This window comes from Undibacterium sp. MH2W (genome assembly GCF_049340215.1).
In the GTDB taxonomy this organism is placed as follows: domain Bacteria; phylum Pseudomonadota; class Gammaproteobacteria; order Burkholderiales; family Burkholderiaceae_D; genus Undibacterium.
Genome location: NZ_JBMPPA010000011.1, coordinates 1 through 19,878, shown reverse-complemented (window position 1 = coordinate 19,878; position 19,878 = coordinate 1). Strand labels below are relative to the sequence as shown.

Sequence of the window (19,878 nt, the reverse complement as noted above, 5' to 3'; positions counted from 1 at the left end):
GCAGCGAAAGAAGCTGCCGCTTTTTTGTTTCTCGGTGATGATGATTGTTGCCAGCGTTATTGGCTCAAGTTATCCCGCTGTTTCAGTACTGATACGATCCCAATCGTCCTCGTCGTCATAGCGGATCAACCAATTTACTGCCTTGTGCCATTCGTGGACGGCATCCGCGTCGAGTCTGCCTGGTGTTGGCTTGCCAGTGATATGCGCGTGGCGTACCGCCCAATGGAGGCGATACAACAAATCAGCCCAGTCTAATATCGCTGATTTACTTCTTACCTTGATCTGCTGCGCAAGATGGGTGGGGTGTTGAGTGATAGCCATGATGGCTGATTGCGTTTTTTCATCGATTGCCTGACCATCCGGCATGCCTATCGTTGGTACGAGACCACTTGCCCATAGTAGAAAGCGCAATGCTTCACCATTGAGTGCACGCTGATCGAGCAAATCGGGGCTGCTGGAGGCGTCGCTCGGGGATAATAAGGCACGCTCATTTTCTGAAAAGCATGTATGTAATGATGAACCAAGCTTCGCGTTTAACGTGGATGTTGCGGCGGCGGTCGTTTTTTGTTCGTCGTCACTGTGAGCGAACTGGTGTAAAAGACACAGCGCAAGAAGACGTGCTGCTAGCGTATCTGCGTCTCGCAGCACGATTTCGTCTTCACTTTCGATCAGAGGCAGTTGCAGATTGATACGGATACCACGTTTGTGCAGCACCAGTTCTGATAATTCTTTGCGCAGTTCTGGGGATTTCATAGAGAGCCGGAAGAAAAAAGGTCACAGATTGTACCAGTGCCGCTGACGTACTTGCAGATGATGGGCAGTTTTTTCTTCCGGATGAGGGTTCAAAGACTTGAATTATTGCTGCACAACATGGTCGTGACTGATTGTGTCAACGACAGGTGCTTTTTTGCGTCTGATCAACATCACGATCCCAACCACCAATAACAGTGGTAAGCAGAGTGGGGCGACTGCCACGGCGACAGCAGCGGCAACAATGGCAAAAATGATAATCAATAACGCTGATACACCCGCCAAGATGGCGCTCGTTAGAATGAAGGTGAAAACACAGGCAATGGCTGCGATGAGTAAGCCAATGACCGTCGCACCAAAACCAGCCACACCGACGATTTCTTCGTCACCAATGATCACGGTCGGTGGCGAGTAAAAATACAATCCAGCAGTGATCACAATAGCGACAAGAACCAGTAACGCGAAAAGATGACGTGTAGTTGTTTTCATGATATTTCTCCCTTGAGGTCTTGATGAGTTTTTTGTATCGATGTTTTTGTTGATGAGTGCATCTTATGTTTTGAGATGCGCTACAACAATCGACATGCGATAAACGGTAAAAACGGCATGATGAAGTGCATCTAAGACGGGATAGCTGAACGTCGTGGCGCTCAACGTCGCCGTCTAAGGGAATCAAGGGATGAAGTTGGGTCTTAGTCTGTGAAGCGTATGAACGTTAATTGTTTGCAATGAATTGATCGATGAGTTTGACCGCTTCAGCGACACCATTTTCTTTTTTCATCGCAGCGGCGACATCGGCCGCTGTGGTGGCCATGTCAGGGCGCTCAACCACATAACGTATCTGTTGTGCCAGCTTGCGCACCGTGAGTTGGCGGCGTTTAGTGTATGGTCCTGCAATGCCGATCTGTTGCATTTCGCGTGCCCAGTATTCTTGCTCACTGATATGGGCAACGACAATCGATGGCTTGCCTGCGAGCGTTGTTGCTTGGGTGGTCCCAGCACCGCCATGGTGGACGACTGCCAAGCAATGTGGAAAGATCAGATGATGAGGAGCAGCGGAGATGTAGAAAATCTGCGCATCTGACACAAACCCGCATTGGGCGGGCGTAGGGCTCTGAATAATCGCTCGGCAACCCGCTTGTCGAGCTGCTTGTGTCATCAGTTCCAGCGTCGCTGTTTGCAGGCTGATATCACGCGGCATCCAACTGCCAAACGTCATATAGACAGGTGCAGGACCTTGTTGAAGAAAGTCAGACAAGTGATCTGGCAGCGTCCCCTCGATACTCAGATTAGGCGTGTCAAGAAAACCGCAGACTTTCACCGAGGCAGGCCAATCCGGTTGTGATGGACAAAATTGTGGACTGATCGCTTGTAGTGTCAGTGCTTTGGATATCCACACATCTCTCATCACATTACTGATCGGCGGCAGACCAATTTGGCGACGGAGGCGATTCGGAAACCGCTGAATCGCCCGATGAACCCCCCATTGCGTCAACCACCAGATCAACTGATGTCCCCATCGCCCCAACGCGTTGATACCAAGGGGATTACTGTAAGCCGTTGGGACAACGACATTCGCTAGCACAATGCTGACATACGGCTTTTGTGCTTTTTCAGCTGCTATCTGCAAAGGATGCATGAAGAAGTGTCCGATCAGCAGATCATTGTCTTGGCACAATTGCTGTGCAGCGATAAACATCTCGTCTTCGGCGGGTTCGAAACCGGTTTCCAAAATAGTCGCCACCTGCTTCATCGGATCGCGCGTTTCATAGACCAGTTGTGCGATACGCTCGCCCTCGGCGACATCCATCACGGGAGAGGCGACTAATTGAATGTTGACGCCGTTCGCTGAAACAACTTTGGCATAGGATTCGTTGTCAAAGCACGTAATGTACAAGGTCACACGATGACCAGCCGCTTGAAGCCCCTCCGCAAGCGCCAAAAATGGACGGATGTCGCCATGACTGCCCCAGGTCTGCATCCCGATTTTCATATGGTTGTGCCTTTTTGTGATATGGATTACCTGTGTGTTTGTCGCTATCCCATGGTTAGCAACAAGCTGCACCGTCAGAGGGTCTCTATACGATCAATGATTTTTTGTGCCTGTTGTTGAAAATCAGCGATCGCTTTGTCATCCATTTTTTCCAGCTGTCGATACGCCATCCCGATCCGAGGATTATTTGCTAGTTTTTGTCGGTTACGATCAAAGAAGTCCCAATACAAGGCATTGAACGGGCATGCATCATCACCAAGGCGTGACTTTTTATCGTAATGGCATCCTTTGCAATAGTCGCTCATTTTATCGATATAGGCAGCACTGGATACGTAAGGTTTCGTGGCGAGTAGTCCGCCATCTGCAAATTGACTCATGCCCATGGTGTTGGGCAATTCCACCCATTCAAACGCATCGATATACACGCCCAAATACCATTGGTGTACGGCATGTGGATCCAATCCCGCAAGAAGAGAGAAGTTACCAATCACCATCAGACGTTGAATGTGATGTGCATGCGCCTGTTCTAACGATTGACCGATGGCATGAGACAAACAATTCATCTTCGTTTTACCCGTCCAGAACCAAGCAGGGAGGGGGCGTTGATGGTCAAAGAAATTCTTTTCTGCATACGCAGGCATGTGTGCCCAATACACCCCGCGAATGTATTCTCTCCAGCCTAAAATTTGCCGGATAAAGCCTTCTGCTGCTGCCAGCGGAACGCGACCTGTGTGATACGCCTCTTCGGCGCGTTGAATCACCTCTCGCGGTGAGAGCATTTTGACGTTGAGTGCAAATGACAGAAGGGAATGGAAAAGTCGCCACGCCTTTGTGCTCATAGCGTCTTGGAAATCCCCAAAATGCGGTAGGCCGAAGTCGATAAAAATAGTAAGTTGCTCGAGCGCTTCCTCACGGTTTAATGCCCAACGACTTTGCTTTTCATGTGGTTCGCCAAAACTCTGTACGCCAGCGGCGACAATCTCTTGCCACAGTGCGCTATGGTCATGCAGTGGTCGACGATCGACCGGCTCAGCGGGTGTGCCGCGCCACGCCTTCCGATTATCGTGATCGTAATTCCATTGTCCGCCAACGGGTTTGCTGCCTTCCATCAATACCTGGTGTTGTACTCGCATCTGCCGATAAAAATGCTCCATAAGCCATTGCTTACGGGCGGCAAAGATATCGGCGGCTTGATGACGTGTTGTGAGGAAATGCTCACTATCGACCATCACCCAGGGGATCGCTGCTTGTCGGCTGTGGTGGTATAGTTGCTCATCCAGCCGCCATTCATCGGGCATTTGGTATTCAACACGTTGCGCTTTTTCTTGCGCGACTAACAGGTCGATATTGGCCGGAATGGAGTGTAAATTGGCAGGATCATCAATACGCAAATAATGCACACGGTGTCCTTGCGCGCTGAGCTGTCGCGCCATCTCGCGCATGGCTGCAAAGATCGCAATGATTTTTTGTGCGTGATGCAGCACGTAATCGGTCTCCTGACGTACTTCCATGAAGACATATAACTTGTCATCAGCGACGTCGCTAAACCATGAATGTTGGAGGTTTAACTGATCACCGAGAATCAGTCGTATCGTTGTTGTTGTCATTCGTTAATCTCCAAGCCATAAGCGACGGTAGGTTCCATCACGATCGTGATCATGCACTTGTTTCTGTACATTAAAGCGACGTCCGTTACGTGGATCGGTACCTCTTCCTGCGATGTATAGCCAGTTTCCTTGATTGCTGTAGACATCGTAGTCAACCAATTGTGCCTCAAACCACGCAGCACCAGCGCGCCAATCACAGCCAAGGTCATAGATAAGATAACTCGCGACGATTTGCCGTAATCGATTCGATAAATAACCAGTAGTGGCAAGCTCAATCATGCCAGCATCCACCAAGGCTTCTCCTGTTTGACCTTCGCACCATCGTTTGAATTGCGCAGCGTCATGGGATGGCGGGGGGAGTTGACTCAATCCACGGGCAGTATAAAGACGTTGTCCGTATTGCAGATGCAAGAGACGGAAATAGTCACGCCATAACAATTCAAACCAGATCCAATAACTACTCGGATTGGCGCCGTGTTCGGATTCAAATTCCTTCAGTGCCTGATAAATCTGACGCGCCGACAGGGCACCGCATGCGAGCCATGGTGAGAATTTCGTTGAGTAATCAATACCCGTAAGCTGGTTGCGGGTTTCTTTGTAGGTATGTGCTAACTTGCGCTGCAAATACTGCTGGAGATGACGCTGTGCCGCTGAGGCATGTCCTAGAAAACGCGCATCAGTATAAGGAAAAGAGGAGCGCGGATCACTTGGCGGCACCGCATTCGGTGCTGTACTTCGCTTCCACCGATGAGCGATCGCATCACATTGTGCAGGTAACGGTGGTATCGCCATCGGTGCAGGGCAGGGCGCGGGCGGTACAACGGCCGCCTTTTCAATCAATGTTCTACAATGGGTGAACACCTCTGGCAGCTGGTTGATCGTAAATGGTAAATCGGCAGGCGAGAGCATGCTTGATTGCCAAAAGGCGTGGACCTCGATGCCAGCGTGTCGAATCGCGGTGACCTCGTTTTCCTCTTCTGGTGCAGCAATCTCTTCGCAGTAAATGGCCGTCGCGTGTAGCTCCTTCGCGAGTTGGGGCAGACCATCGCTGGCGCTGGCATCGATTTCAAGTAAATCATTGCCGAGTTGGTTTAAACGTCTTTTCAGTTCAGCGAGTGCCGCGTCGATGAATTGCGCTTGATGGACACCTAGACGCGGGAATCCCCAGCGTGTGGTTTGCTGTGCAGCGTGGCAATACACAAACACCATCGACTGCGCTTCAGAGCAAGCTTTCAACAGTGCCGGATTATCTTCGAGACGCAAATCCCGGCGAAACCAATAGATGGCGACGGCATGCTTGTGCTCAGCTTGTGGGGTAAGGTTCTTATCCGTCATCATGCTTTTGCTCTACTTTCTCTTCGGCATCGCTCTGAACAAAATTTCACGTCATCCCACACTTTCTCCCATTTTTTGCGCCATGCAAAAGGGCGCTGACAATGAGGACACATCTTCGTCGGTAAGTCTGATTTTTTTCGCATTCGCATTGTCGTTTATTTCACCAGTCGAGTTCTAATTGTTGTACAGCAGCAGGTAACGATGTTTTCTTTGCTCGCGATGGGGAGCGTGCGCGATCATGATTACCTTGCCGTGAACCGTGTTTTTCAACGATGGCACGTTTGGCTGCGCGAACCTGTGGCTGAGCGCGTACCGCGAACAAACGCGCTTTTGCTTCACGTGTTGCTGTGTCGAGTTCCACAACGGGGATAGGAATATCGACCCCCACTTCAACACCGCATGCACGCTGGACATCGGGTGGCATACGCCAAGGTTCGAACAACCACGTATCCGGCACGCGTCGCATTGCTGGTAGCCAGCGCCGTACAAAATGTCCATGAGGATCGTGATCGCTTGCTTGTTTGATCGGGTTATAAATACGAGGAATGTTGATCCCCGTCGTGCCCGATTGCATTTGCATCTGACTCCAGTGTATTCCTGGTTCATAATCCAAAAACTGGCGTGCTAGCCAATGCCCAACAGGACGCCAGTCAAGCCATAGTGGATACGCGGCGACAGAAACCAACATGGCGCGCATCCTAAAATTTAACCAACCGGTTTCCCGCAGCATCATGACGCACGCATCGACCAATGGCCATCCTGTCCTCGCAGTCGTGAGGGCATCGAAGTGTGCTTGATTCCAGTCATGTTCACGTAAGCCGTCGTAGCCTCGGTGCAGGTTGCGATATTCCAGCTCCGGCTCACTCTCTAATTTTTGAATGAAATGGCAATGCCAATAGAGCCGGCTGATAAAGGCATTCAAACCTTTCTTTTGGCGATCTTCATTGGCTGACAATGTCGCTATCTGCTGCCGAGTGGCATGAACGATCTCACGTAGACTGACACAGCCATACGAAAGATAAGGTGATAAACGCGAGCAAGCAGTGGGTGCTGATAACGGCGAAGAAATTCCCCCTCGGTACTGACGGCATCGCTCGGTCAAGAATTCATTCAAGGTCTGCAAACCTTGTTGCCGTCCTCCTCGTTGACGTCGCGGAGGATCAAAAGGGTCCAGGCCGAGATCACGCACAGCGGGTGGCAACTGAGGAAGCGCCAACCCCGGCGCGAGTTGTTCAAAATGCGCGGCACTGAGTGTGGGCACTGGGACACAGTCCGCATCGTTATGCGCATTCCAGTAGTGCTGCCAGTCATCTCTGTTTTTTAAGCGCCTAACAACCCCAAATTGCGCAAATTCAACCCAGGTAACGCCGCTTTGTTTGCACCACCGCCCCAGTGCCTTGTCGCGAGCATACGTCATGGCATTGCCGGTTTCTTCGTGCGAATAAATGGCTGAAAAAGGCTGATGGGCAAAGAGCACAGAAAAGACGTCGCTCACTTCCCCTGTCATGATGTGTAATTGACCACCCCGCTGACGGAGGGCAGCGTAGAGTTCTCGCAGGCTTTCCAACAAAAATTGATAGTGCTGATTCGCGGCATCCTTCTGCGCCCACAGCGAAGGCTCGACCACATACAAGCACAGTACCTTGCCTCGGCTGACTGCGTTGTGGAGTGCGAGATGATCGTTCAAACGCAGATCACGTTTAAACCAAACGATGCTGTATGTCATGCGGGCATTATATCAACGGATAAAAAATCGCATCGGCTGCCGCTATTTCTCGCTATTTTTGACTATTGCTCGCTATTTTCGCTACTTCTTGCAAGAACTCTTGGTGTTGGCGAAGGAAAGCCAGCGATGAAGCCGTCAACGCGTTTTGATGTGGATGGGGATCGAGCATGCATGAGCATGGGCGGGGTGGGGGAAAGAAAAAAGCCCCAAGTTAATGAAAACTGGGGGCTTTTTTTGCAAGCTTGTTGCGACTTGCGATATTCGTGGCGGAGAAGGGGGGATTCGAACCCCCGGTAGGGATTAACCTACGCACGCTTTCCAGGCGTGTGACTTAAACCACTCATCCACCTCTCCTGCATTTCAACGCTGCGGTGTTGCTGCATCAGCGAAGCTCGCTATTCTAGCAAACTATTTCTGCATAGGGAAGCGTTTGCGGTTGAATTATTCAATAATTAGGCGCCGACCCACGGTAAATCGTTGTAACACCAGCCGCCCACCGTCTTTCTGTGACCGTGTTCGTCTTTGTCGCCTTCAAATCCTTGCAAGATGTCAAAGCAATTGGTGTAGCCATTTTCTGTTGCTAGTTTTGCAGCATGACGCGAACGAACCCCAGAGCGGCAGAGAAACAAGATCACAGTGTGATGGTCATTCGTTACCGCTTGTAACTGGGTGAGGAAGTCGGGGTTAGGTGTGCCTCCTGGGTAGAGACTCCATTGCACAGCGAAATGTTGTTCATTGGCGATGGCCACTTTACCAATCCAGTCTCTCTCGGCGTTGGTGCGTACATCCACCAGAATGACGGAGGGCGTTGACTGCAATAATGAATAGGCTTCATTGGGTGTCAACGCACCGGCGTAGGGTAAGTGTTGTTCTTGTCCGCGCTGGCGTCCAAGTTGCAGCAAGGAATCATCAGACATGCCTAAATCTCTTCATTAAGAGTGGAAAAAGAAGATTCATTATGCATGACTGTGCGTGGTTTGCACAGTCACGGATTCCGTTGTGATGAGCGTGTTTTGACCGTAAGTGAGGGTGGGCGCGGGGCGGCCAAATAAGTAACCCTGAAATGCGTGACAATCCTGACGTTGTAAGAAGGCGCGTTGTGCTTCCGTCTCCACACCTTCTGCGATGACCGCTAGTCCGAGGCTTTTGCCAAGGCCAATAATGGTGCGCGTGATGGCGGCGTCATTCGGGTCGATCAAAATATCTCTAACGAAGGATTGATCGATTTTGAGCTGATCGAGAGGGAGCCGTTTCAGATAGCTTAATGACGAGTAACCAGTCCCGAAATCGTCTAATGAAAAACAGACGCCGTATGCTTTGAGTTGATGCATTTTTTGAATCGTCTCTTCGATATCATCGACCAATAAACTTTCTGTGAGTTCTAATTTAAGTTTGTTCGGGTTGATGCCAATTTCTTTTATCGTGCTGAGAACTCCTGACACAAAATCAGGCTGACGAAATTGTTTTGCACTGACATTCACAGCCATCGTGAGCGCGGCAGTTTGGGGATCTTTTTCCCATAGCAGAAGTTGTTTGCAGGCGGTCTTAAATACCCACGTTCCAAGAGGAATAATTAATCCTGACTCTTCTGCTAATGGGATAAATTCGGCGGGTGAAATCATTCCTTTAAATGGATGTTTCCAGCGAACTAAGGCCTCTGCCCCAATCAGGTTTCCAGCACTGTTGACCTGTGGTTGATAATATAAAACGAATTGGTGTTGGCAGATACCTGTACGCAAATCAGCTTCCATCGCGGCGCGGGCGGTCACGATATTGAGCATGTTCGGATCGAAGAAGCAAAGTGTGTCCCCACCGGAAGATTTTGCTTCGTACATGGCGACTTCCACTTGCTTGAGCAATTCATTGGCTGATTCTGTGTTGGCGCTAAAAATATCAACGCCAATACTCGCTGTGGTGTGAAATTGTTGTCCGTCGATAAAGAAAGGGCGCTTCAGTTGTTCGATGATGAGCGTGGCCGCTTTTTTGGCTTTCATCGCAGCGCCTTGTACCCGTTCATCGAGATCTTCGAGGATCAGTGCGAACTCGTCGCCACCAATGCGTGCCAGCGTATCAGCACGACCGATACTGTCGCTTAGGCGTTTTGCAACTTCCCCCAACATCATGTCGCCGATCGTATGGCCGTTAATATCGTTGATCGTTTTAAAACTATCAAGATCCAGAAAAATAATAGCGCCATGTTGCTTACTCCGGTTGTTATTCGCAAGCGCATGTTGTAAGCGATCAAGGAGTAAGCGCCGGTTTGCGAGTCCAGTTAATGGATCGTGGTAAGCGAGGTGCTCTAGCTTTGCTTCTGTGGCTTTACGTTGGGTAATGTCTTGCATCGTGCCCACATAGTGGATCGCCTTGCCGTCGTGCGACTTGACTTCAGTAATGGTCAGCCATTCTGGATAGATCTCTCCATTTTTACGCCGATTCCATATTTCTCCTTGCCAAAATCCGTGTTCATTTAATTGCGCGGACATATCGCTGTAGTAGCTACTGCTGTGCATCCCCGATTTGAGAAGACTCGTTGTTTTGCCAAGGGCATCTTCTTTTTCGTAGCCAGTGATTCTGGTGAACGCTTTGTTGACGCGCAATATCGTGCGCCGTTCATCGGTAATAACCATGCCTTCCTGACCTTCAAAGGCAATCGCGGCAATCCGAAGATCGTCCTCGACTTGCTTACGGGCTGTAATATCTTGGAGCGTACCAATGCGCCGAATCGTCTCGCCGGAGGCGCTCTTATCCAATTCAATTTGGGAATGAATCCAGATGATTTTGCCGTCGATCAGCAGGCGGAATTCTGATTCGCTATGCGTATCCGTTGCCATCTGTTCCCAGTGCTTCATGGCATGGCGACGGTCATCCGGATGGATTTTTTTCAAAATGGTTTGATAACTCAGTTCGGTATCGAAAGGGATGTTGAGGATGCTATAAACTTCACTAGAACAAGAAATCTGATCATATACATCGGCAGCCCAACTCCCGGTTCGAGAGATACGCTGCGCACGACAAAGGTCCACTTCGCGGGCGGCGAGTTCCTTGGTGCGTGCTTTGATCATATCTTCGAGACTTTGTTTTTGATACCACGTGTCGATGAGCAGTTTGATCATCGCAGCAAGCAGGAGGCTACACATCAGAACGAGACTGTATCGAAAGAACGAGCCCGGAAAAGCGCGTTGTGCATTGCTGTGGACGACGTCGAGGTACCAGGTCGTGTTGGGCAATCGGATGATGTGTCGAATGCTCTCTTGATGTGCAAAATGGGGACTCTTGTTGATACTTTGTTTTAAGCCTGTCGTTGGATCATACCGCCAGAGTTCGTAGTCGTAGCCACGCTGTCCGAGGAACGGCAGTTCGGCTTCCTTGAGAATCGATTCAAGCGAGATCGCAACGGAGACCATTCCCCAAAAACGGTCAGTCCCATCCTCTTTTTTTAAAAAAATAGGTAGACGGCCAATGATGCCCAGACTGCCTCTTTTTAACATGAGTGGTCCGGCGAGCGAAAGCTGGTTGGTATTTTTAGCGATGAGGGCTTCGGTCTTTCTGGCAGGGTCGCTGAATAAGTCGATACCTAATCCAAATTTAGCCCATACCGGTGGAACGACTTCGCGTGTGACACCATCTGGCGCAAGATAGAGTGCTGAGATTCCTGCGTGATACTGCAAGAGATGACTTCCAAACGAGGCGAAATTGTTGACCTCACCATTGTGGTCTTTGACTAATGCAGCAACAGCATAAGTAGCAGACAGTGCTTGTGCGAGCTTGTCTTCTAGTTTCCTGACTTGCATTGTGGCCAAATCGGCTGTTGATAAACGCTCCTCAAGATGCGCGCTTTGCTCAAACCGCATGACGATCGATGTGCCTATCGCGATGGCGATGAAGAATGTCCATATCGCACAAAGCTGAGAGTTCATGGGAATTCTTCGTAGGATGCGTTGCATGTGATGTTTACTCATTTCGTTGTGGCGATGGAAGAAACCTTGTTAATTGCCACATCTTGCCCAGTCATCGTGGTCGTGCAATCACTCGTGTGACGATATCTATTTGCTAAATAAGGGTCAATCTCATTTGTTTCCAATCAGCAGTGTTTCTGATACGCATCAATCATTGAACGTAGAAAAAGGCTAATATTATTAAATAATTAATTTTTATCATCGATGGCGCACTCGTCTGCGGCACATGAACAAACGGTAGAGCGGCTGGTTTGATGGCTTCGCTCTTTACTGTGGCGAAAAATACCGACTGACGCACCAAAAAGACACGCTTTCGCCAAGAATGCACGTAACGCATTTATTTGGTGCAATATGGGCGTTTTGCACTGTTTTAGTGCTGCATTTATTTGGTGCTCTTTTAAATAGTTGACTCAGCGGAAATTAAAAACGACTAAAACCTTATTTTCCGCATGAATTTATTTGTTTTTTGCGGAGCTGGAAGGTGGCATAGTTTCTGCTATGATTGATAATTGAGTTTAGCCGATGCATGAAATTGGACGGGACAGAGGGTGATCAATACGCTCATTTCTGTCAATTAATATGACTGGCGTAGTGCTCAGCAATTTCCGAATTTATTTTTAGCTCTATTTGAGGAGTTTCACATGGCAATGACAGCCGCAGAAGTCTTGAAAATGGCGAAAGACAACGAAGTTAAGTTCGTTGATTTTCGTTTTGCTGATACCCGAGGCAAAGAACAGCACGTAACTGTTCCAATTTCCCAATTCGACATTGATAAATTCGAATCTGGCCACGCATTCGACGGCTCTTCTATCGCCGGCTGGAAAGGCATTGAAGCGTCTGATATGTTGCTGATGCCTGATCCAAACACGGCAAATATCGATCCATTCATGGAAGAGACAACATTGTTTATGCAATGTGACGTGATCGAGCCATCTGATGGTAAAGGTTACGACCGTGATCCACGTTCCATCGCAAAACGTGCAGAGGCTTACCTGAAATCTTCCGGTATCGGTGACACAGCTTACTTCGGTCCAGAACCAGAATTCTTCATTTTCGACGGCGTACGTTGGAAAATCGATATGTCTGGTTGCTTCGTGAAGATTGATTCCGAAGAAGCTTCCTGGACAACTGGCGAAAAACTCGAAGGCGGCAACACTGGCCATCGTCCGACAGTCAAAGGCGGTTACTTCCCAGTTCCACCAGTGGATAGCTTCCAAGACATGCGCTCTGAAATGTGCTTGATCTTGGAATCCCTGGGCATTCCAGTAGAAGTACATCACCACGAAGTGGCTGGTGCTGGTCAAAATGAAATCGGTACAAAGTTCTCTACTTTGGTTGAGCGCGCTGACTGGACTCAAAACCTGAAATACGTTGTATGGAATGTTGCTCACACTTACGGTAAGACAGCGACTTTCATGCCTAAGCCAATCGTTGGTGACAACGGTTCTGGTATGCACGTTCACCAATCGATCTGGAAAGACGGCAAAAACCTGTTCGCAGGCGACGGCTATGCTGGTTTGTCTGAATTCGCTCTGTACTACATCGGCGGTATCATCAAGCACGCAAAAGCACTGAATGCGATCACTAACCCAGGTACAAACTCTTACAAGCGTTTGGTCCCAGGTTACGAAGCACCAGTGAAATTGGCTTACTCTGCGCGTAACCGTTCTGCTTCGATCCGTATTCCTTACGTTGCGAATCCAAAAGGTCGTCGCGTTGAAGCACGTTTCCCAGATCCACTGGCAAATCCATACCTGTGCTTCTCTGCACTGATGATGGCAGGTCTGGACGGCGTACAGAACAAGATTCACCCAGGTGAAGCAGCGACAAAAGATCTGTACCATCTGCCACCAGAGGAAGATGCATTGATCCCAACAGTATGTTCTTCTCTGGAAGAAGCGCTGGATGCATTGAACAAAGACCGTGAGTTCCTGACACGCGGTGGTGTGTTCAGCGACAGCATGATCGATGCTTACATCGAGCTGAAAATGCAAGATGTACAACGCATGCGTATGACGACACATCCAGTTGAATTTGACATGTATTACTCTCTGTAATTCGTTGTCAATGGTTGTGATTCGTTGCAACTCACAAAAAAAGCGGGGGCAACCCCGCTTTTTTTCTGCCGGGTGCCCGATGGGGTTTGTTACATCTAGTAAGCGGCAATTGTGTATGGTCCCAGCTTGGAATACACTACGATTCTCTTTGTGATTATTGAATGTATATGACGCGATTATTGACTGGCCTGATTTCCTTACTCTTGTTACAAAGTATCGCCTACGCCCAAACCGAGGTGTATCTGTGTGTGGATGCGAATGGACGTAAAGAGTATAAAAATACGGGTGCCACTAAGGGATGTAGTAAAGTCGATTTGCCCGGAATTACTGTCGTTCCAGCGCCTGTGTTGCCATCCTCCTCCAAAAAAGCATTGAGCAAATCTGCATCTAGTCCTGCTGATTTTCCAAAAGTGGATGATTCAACGCAAAAGGCCCGTGATTCAGACCGTAAGCAAATTCTCATGGACGAGTTAAAGTCGGAACAAAAGAAGTTGGATGACTTGAAAAAAGACTACAACAATGGCGAGCCAGAGCGACTTGGTGGCGAGCGTAACTATGCGAAATACCAAGAGCGCACCGCGGCCATGAAAGAAGATATTAGTCGGACTGAAAAAAATATCGAAGCATTGCAGCGTGAACTAAATAACCTTAAATAGCCTGAGTTGATGATCATGCTGATATATCGCTATCTCTCAGGCATGATGTTTGCGTAAAGGTCGCCATGTGCGGCCTTTTTTTTGGACTATGTTGAAAAATACTCTCACCTCATTTGCCGGACTCGATCTGCTCACGTCGGCGGTCATTGTACTCAATGGCGAAGGCGGCATCATTTTCGCTAATGCTGCTGCCGAAAGCTTGTTAGATAGTTCGTTGAAAGCCTTAACGCATCAAAAGTTGAGCGATCTTTTTTTGAATGCGAGCGAATTGATGGCAGTCTTTGAGCAAGCGGTTGAACACCAGTTTGCTGACAAGCGTCAGGACTTAACTTTGGAGCGCGTAGGACGGGAACCATTGCATGTGCATAGTATTGTCACGGCCTTGGATAATCCAGAGTCGCCAGTATTAATTGAATTCCGTGAAAATGTGCAGCAGCTCAAGCTTGATCGAGAGGAACGTATGCTCGATCAAAATAAAGCAAACAAAGAGCTGATTCGCAATCTTGCACACGAGATTAAAAATCCCCTTGGAGGGATTCGTGGCGCGGCGCAATTACTTGAATTAGAACTCCCTGAACGCCAGCTGAAAGAACTCAGGGAATATACCCAGGTGATTATCAAGGAGGCGGATCGTCTACAGACATTGGTCGATCGCTTGCTTGCTCCCCATCGGTTGCCGCATATTGTCGGCGACGTCAACATTCATGAAGTCTGCGAGCGGGTACGGAGTTTGATCGTTGCAGAATTTCCGCAAGGACTGACGATTCAGCGTGATTATGATTTGTCGATTCCGGAATTTCGTGGCGACAAAGAACAACTGATCCAATCTGTTCTCAACATTGCACATAACGCCGCACAAGCCTTGAACGACAGAATTCGACAAGGCGACGCACGCCTGACTTTTAAAACGCGAGTGGTGCGTCAAATTACGGTCGCCAAGGTGAGATATAGGCTGGCATTAGATTTGCATATCATTGATAACGGACCTGGAATTCCACCAGAAATCCGCAACCGGATTTTTTATCCCCTCGTATCGGGAAGAGATGGCGGTAGCGGTTTAGGCTTAACCTTGGCACAAACCTTTGTGGATCAGCACATGGGGGTGATCGAATGTGAAAGTCGACCTGGTTGTACTGATTTCCGGATCCTGATTCCGCTTCCTTGATACAAGTAAGCGCATCAAGTGTGAGACGCCAAGTGTGTCATCATTAAACGCTACGTTGAAACCTGAGACTAAGATAAAGATATGAAACCAATTTGGATAGTGGATGACGACGACTCAATTCGCTGGGTCATTGAGAAAGCCTTGGCCAGAGAAAATCTGACAACGAAAAGCTTCACCAATGCGCGCGATGCGATGTTGGCGCTGCAATCCGAAGCCCCGCAAGTATTGGTTTCTGATATCCGTATGCACGGTGCATCCGGACTTGAGTTACTACAAACCGTAAAAGCTAAGCATCCCGGATTACCCGTGATCATTATGACGGCATTCTCGGATCTTGATTCTGCCGTTGCGGCGTTTCAAGGTGGTGCCTTTGAGTATTTGGCTAAGCCATTTGATCTAGATAAAGCAGTTGAACTGATACGTCGTGCATTGGAAGAAAGTCTGCGCGAAGCGAACGTCGAGCAAACGATTTCTGAAACCCCTGAGATTCTTGGTCAGGCACCAGCAATGCAAGACGTTTTTCGTGCGATTGGCCGATTGTCGCAATCCAATGTGACTGTATTGATCACGGGCGAGTCAGGTAGTGGTAAAGAATTAGTAGCACGTGCGCTGCACAAACACAGCCCTCGATCCAATCAACCTTTCATTGCACTCAACACAGCTGCGATCCCTAAAGATTTATTGGAATCAGAGTTATTCGGCCACGAGCGCGGTGCATTTACTGGCGCGCAAACGATGCGACGAGGTCGGTTTGAGCAGGCTGAAGGTGGTACGCTATTTTTAGATGAAATTGGTGATATGCCTTTTGATCTACAGACGCGGTTGTTGCGTGTCTTGTCTGATGGGCATTTCTATAGAGTGGGTGGGCATCAGCCGATGAAGGCAAATGTCCGCGTCATTGCTGCTACGCATCAAAATCTCGAGTTGCGGGTAAAAGATGGGCTGTTTCGAGAAGACTTATATCACCGTCTTAATGTCATTCGTTTGCGCTTACCGAGCCTGCGTGAGCGTAGAGAAGATATACCGTTACTGGCAAAATTTTTCCTCGCCCAAAGTGCGAAGCAACTTGGCGTTGATGTGAAACGGTTATCTGACGCTTCAATGCATTATCTGTCTGGCATGGATTTTCCAGGTAACGTAAGACAACTGGAGAATTTGTGTAATTGGATTACCGTCATGGCACCAGGTCAAACGGTCGAGATTGCCGATCTTCCGCAAGATATGCTCCCTTCGACTGTGGCAAGCGCCGCCTCTGAGGTGCGTAGAAGCGATGCACCCAAGCTCGCGGTATCTGAAGCGTCATCCACCGCTGCACATGATCAGACAGGGAATGAGATTCCGCCACTGTCGAGTGCAAATTGGATTGCGTTACTTGAGGCAGAAGCCTCTGCGATGCTCAATGACGGGCAAACGGATGTGATCGTCAAATTGGGAAAGAGCTTTGAGTCAATCGTGATCCGAGCGGCGCTGAAACATACGCATGGCAGAAAAAATGATGCAGCGATTCGGTTAGGGATTGGACGTAATACGATTACCCGAAAAATTCAGGAGTTGGGCATCGATGGGGCAAAAGACGATTAATTGTTGTCATAAATAAGGGCAATTTGTTGGCGGAATGACGGTTTCTGATTAAATCGTTGTGTAGGGCATCAATATCAGAGTATGATTTTTGATAGCAGGCGGCATTGTTCAAGTGTTTTAGTTTGCTATTGATCATTGTTGCTGGCATAAATTTCAATGAGGATGCACGACCCACGCAGTGCTCGCGCTGCTACCCTATATGGAGATGCCCTATGAAAATCGATGCACTGTTCCAGCAACAAAATGCGTTGCCATCCATTCCTAAAGTTGTGCAGGAGGTGATTGAGAGTTTCAATAATGATAGCGTCTCGATCGACGAAATCGCTAAAAAGCTCTCTGCGGATCAAGTTCTGAGTGCCAAGCTCTTGCGTCTGGCGAATTCCTCCTACTATCACGCCTCACGTAGTGTTGGTTCAGTCGACGACGCGGTGTTGATGTTGGGGTTTATGACTGTTCGAACCTTGGTTGTGAGTAGCGGTTTGACGGGCGGTTTTAAGACGATGCCTGGCATCGATTTGAAGCAATTTTGGCGTTACAGCCTTCATACTGCAGTCGTGGCAAAGTGGCTCGCAAAGCAAACCCACGGCAATTCTGATTTTGCATTCACCGTCGGGCTCATGCATGCCATTGGTCAATTGGTGATGCATGCGGGGATGCCAGAAGAAGCATTGCAAATAGATAAATTTGCCGGAACACTTGACCCGCGCCGCGCTGGGGTTGAACGCAATTCATTTGGCTACGATTTTTATGATGTCGGTGCTGAACTCGCAAAACGGTGGAGATTTCCAGATACATTTTCTCAAACCATCAAAGGCTCAGCATCGCCTTTAGATACGCAGGATTTTGAGCCAATTGCTGGTATCGTGCACATTGCGACGTGGCGTGCGAGAGCAGAAGAAAATCAACTCACCAGCGAAGAGCTTGAGGCCACATTACCCATCGAGGTTGCTAAGAAGCTGGGATTAACTGCCGAGACTATCCTGCAAGACATGCCATCTCTCGCTGAATTGAGTGAGGGTCTTGGGGACTTGCTCAGCTAATAGTAAAGCGTATTTTTTCACGGCACCAAACCCGTGCCACATGTTGTTGCAGGTTGTGGTCGGGTTTGGTGCAGTATGGTTTTATGGGCGATTACGTTCGATATCCAACGCGACGGCTTCAGCGACTTTAATGCCGTCAACACCCGCTGATAAAATGCCACCGGCGTAGCCCGCGCCTTCACCTGCAGGGTACAGACCTCGTGTATTCAAACTCTGTAACGTGCTGTCGTGACGCTTGATGCGAATCGGTGAGGATGTTCGCGTTTCGATCCCCGTGAGAATGCCATCGCTCATCGCAAAACCGCGAATTTTCCGGTCGAATTCAGGTATCGCCTCTCGAATCGCTGTAATTGCAAATTCAGGAAGTGCTTTGGCTAAGTCGACCAAGGTAACGCCTGGTTTGTAAGAGGGGAGAACTTCACCGAATTCCGTTGATGCCTGTCCCTTAATGAAATCACCAATCAATTGGCCTGGTGCGTTGTAGTTTTCACCGCCCAAGTGATACGCTGCTGTTTCGAGCTTGCGTTGGAAATCAATCCCTGCGAGAGGGTGACCAGGGTAATCGTCAGGTGTAATTCCGACCACAATCGCACTATTCGCATTGCGCTCGTTACGCGAATACTGGCTCATACCGTTTGTGACGACACGCCCAGGTTCAGAGGTTGCAGCAACCACTGTTCCGCCTGGACACATACAGAAGCTATACACAGAGCGACCATTTTTTGCGTGATGCACGAGCTTATAGTCGGCGGCACCTAATATTTTATTCCCCGCATTGGGACCAAACCGGGCTTTATCAATGACTGATTGAGGGTGTTCAATCCTGAAGCCGACGGAGAATGGTTTCGCTTCGACATAAACGCCGCGATCGTAAATCATCTGGAAAGTATCACGAGCACTGTGACCGATAGCGAGCACTACGTGATCTGTTTCAATATATTCGCCGTCATTCACGTGAAGACCGCGAACCTGACCGTCCTGAATGTCGATATCCGTGACTTTTTGCTGAAAACGAATCTCGCCACCAAGTGCTTCGATGTTATTACGCATCTCTTCGATCATCTTCACCAGACGGAAAGTTCCGATATGAGGTTTGTTGACGTAGAGAATCTCCTCTGGCGCACCAGACTTCACAAACTCCGTGAGCACTTTCCGACCGTAATGCTTGGGATCCTTAATTTGGCTATAGAGTTTGCCGTCTGAGAAAGTACCTGCACCACCTTCACCAAACTGTACATTGGATTCTGGTTGCAACTCACGCTTACGCCACAGTCCCCACGTGTCTTTGGTTCGCTCCCGGACAGTTTTCCCGCGTTCAAGAACAATAGGGCGATACCCCATTTCTGCTAATAGCAGTGCAGCGAACAGGCCGCATGGTCCAAACCCAATGACGACTGGGCGCTTAAATGGTGTAGTGCCTGCCTTTGCGACGAACTTATAGTTTGTGTCGGGCGTAAGGCCGAAATGTGGACGATTTTTAAATTTGTGCAGCAGGGCATCGTCTTTGGTAGTTTTAAGGTCGACGGTATAGATCAATACAATCGCCGTCTTTTTCCGTGCATCGTAGCTGCGACGGAATACAGTGAATTCTATGAGGTCACTCGCTTCGATCGATAAAAACGCCAGAATCGCTTCTTTGAGAGCGTCTTCCGAGTGGTCGAGCGGTAACTGTAAATCGGTAATGCGTAACATAATTCGTGTCCAAAAAACTTCACCTAGGAAGTAAGCTAATTCTTCTAAAGACGGTATTTTACCTGTTACTTGTCATAAACCTGCTTCTTTTGTGCGCAGAGTGAGATCTTCCCCCATGTGATGACTAGTAACGCAAATGAAGGGGGAGTGTTGCTTGTGCTTCTCTATTGGATTAAATGATTTTCAAATTTCACTTGCCTAAACGGGGCGGACTTTGCTATAGTTCGCCTCCCGCTAAAACGGGAAGTTAGAAGAAAGCAGCAGCCAGCAACTCCGGCGGTTTGATTTGATGAAGTTGACGCGAAAGCGACAACATCTGC

15 protein-coding genes and 1 tRNA gene are annotated in these 19,878 nt (G+C 48.8%); 5 read left to right on the top strand and 11 right to left on the bottom strand.

Annotated features, from left to right (window positions below):
* Positions 1-69 precede the first annotated feature (69 nt).
* From ACO0K2_RS18460 to ACO0K2_RS18415, 10 genes are all read right to left on the bottom strand, one after another.
* Positions 70-753 (bottom strand): DUF4272 domain-containing protein, encoded by a 684-nt coding sequence (locus ACO0K2_RS18460; RefSeq protein WP_423021532.1) that lies wholly within the window; start codon positions 751-753, stop codon positions 70-72.
* A gap of 102 nt (positions 754-855) precedes the next feature.
* Positions 856-1,239, bottom strand: a complete 384-nt coding sequence (locus ACO0K2_RS18455; protein ID WP_423021531.1) for a hypothetical protein — start codon at positions 1,237-1,239, stop codon at positions 856-858.
* A gap of 226 nt (positions 1,240-1,465) precedes the next feature.
* The gene (locus ACO0K2_RS18450; protein WP_423021530.1) at positions 1,466-2,743 is read right to left on the bottom strand and encodes a glycosyltransferase; all 1,278 of its coding nucleotides are present in this window, start codon (positions 2,741-2,743) and stop codon (positions 1,466-1,468) included.
* Between the two features lie 74 nt (positions 2,744-2,817).
* Positions 2,818-4,350 carry a cryptochrome/photolyase family protein gene (locus ACO0K2_RS18445; RefSeq protein ID WP_423021529.1) on the bottom strand — a complete coding sequence of 511 codons (1,533 nt, stop codon included), beginning with the start codon at positions 4,348-4,350 and terminating at the stop codon, positions 2,818-2,820.
* A gap of 3 nt (positions 4,351-4,353) precedes the next feature.
* Entirely contained in the window at positions 4,354-5,688 is a 1,335-nt protein-coding gene (locus tag ACO0K2_RS18440) for a DASH family cryptochrome (protein ID WP_423021528.1), read from the bottom strand.
* Entirely contained in the window at positions 5,685-5,798 is a 114-nt protein-coding gene (locus ACO0K2_RS18435) for a DUF2256 domain-containing protein (protein ID WP_423021607.1), read from the bottom strand. The genes ACO0K2_RS18440 and ACO0K2_RS18435 overlap by 4 nt, the downstream gene beginning before the upstream one ends.
* A 47-nt stretch (positions 5,799-5,845) precedes the next feature.
* The gene (locus ACO0K2_RS18430) at positions 5,846-7,411 is read right to left on the bottom strand and encodes an FAD-binding domain-containing protein (RefSeq protein WP_423021527.1); all 1,566 of its coding nucleotides are present in this window, start codon (positions 7,409-7,411) and stop codon (positions 5,846-5,848) included.
* A gap of 264 nt (positions 7,412-7,675) precedes the next feature.
* Positions 7,676-7,765: transfer RNA gene (locus ACO0K2_RS18425), tRNA-Ser, on the bottom strand.
* Positions 7,766-7,863: 98 nt separating this feature from the next.
* Entirely contained in the window at positions 7,864-8,328 is a 465-nt protein-coding gene (locus ACO0K2_RS18420) for a rhodanese-like domain-containing protein (protein ID WP_423021526.1), read from the bottom strand.
* A 39-nt stretch (positions 8,329-8,367) separates the two neighbouring features.
* Positions 8,368-11,328: a bifunctional diguanylate cyclase/phosphodiesterase gene (locus ACO0K2_RS18415; protein ID WP_423021525.1), complete on the bottom strand. Its 2,961-nt coding sequence runs from the start codon at positions 11,326-11,328 to the stop codon at positions 8,368-8,370.
* Between the two features lie 680 nt (positions 11,329-12,008).
* Here ACO0K2_RS18415 and glnA point away from each other — a divergent pair.
* The 5 genes from glnA to ACO0K2_RS18390 all read left to right on the top strand — a co-directional run bounded on the left by glnA (position 12,009) and on the right by ACO0K2_RS18390 (position 17,866).
* Positions 12,009-13,424, top strand: a complete 1,416-nt coding sequence (gene glnA / locus ACO0K2_RS18410; RefSeq protein WP_423021524.1) for a type I glutamate--ammonia ligase — start codon at positions 12,009-12,011, stop codon at positions 13,422-13,424.
* Positions 13,425-13,591: 167 nt separating this feature from the next.
* Entirely contained in the window at positions 13,592-14,080 is a 489-nt protein-coding gene (locus ACO0K2_RS18405; protein ID WP_423021523.1) for a DUF4124 domain-containing protein, read from the top strand.
* Positions 14,081-14,168: 88 nt separating this feature from the next.
* Positions 14,169-15,245: a nitrogen regulation protein NR(II) gene (gene glnL / locus ACO0K2_RS18400; RefSeq protein ID WP_423021522.1), complete on the top strand. Its 1,077-nt coding sequence runs from the start codon at positions 14,169-14,171 to the stop codon at positions 15,243-15,245.
* Positions 15,246-15,326: 81 nt separating this feature from the next.
* On the top strand, positions 15,327-16,826 hold the full coding sequence (gene ntrC, locus ACO0K2_RS18395; protein ID WP_423021521.1) for a nitrogen regulation protein NR(I): 1,500 nt from the start codon (positions 15,327-15,329) through the stop codon (positions 16,824-16,826).
* A gap of 212 nt (positions 16,827-17,038) precedes the next feature.
* Positions 17,039-17,866: an HDOD domain-containing protein gene (locus ACO0K2_RS18390; protein WP_423021520.1), complete on the top strand. Its 828-nt coding sequence runs from the start codon at positions 17,039-17,041 to the stop codon at positions 17,864-17,866.
* A gap of 81 nt (positions 17,867-17,947) precedes the next feature.
* On the opposite strand, the gene ACO0K2_RS18385 is transcribed toward ACO0K2_RS18390, so the two are convergent.
* Positions 17,948-19,558 carry an NAD(P)/FAD-dependent oxidoreductase gene (locus tag ACO0K2_RS18385; protein WP_423021519.1) on the bottom strand — a complete coding sequence of 537 codons (1,611 nt, stop codon included), beginning with the start codon at positions 19,556-19,558 and terminating at the stop codon, positions 17,948-17,950.
* Between the last annotated feature and the right edge of the window lie 320 nt (positions 19,559-19,878).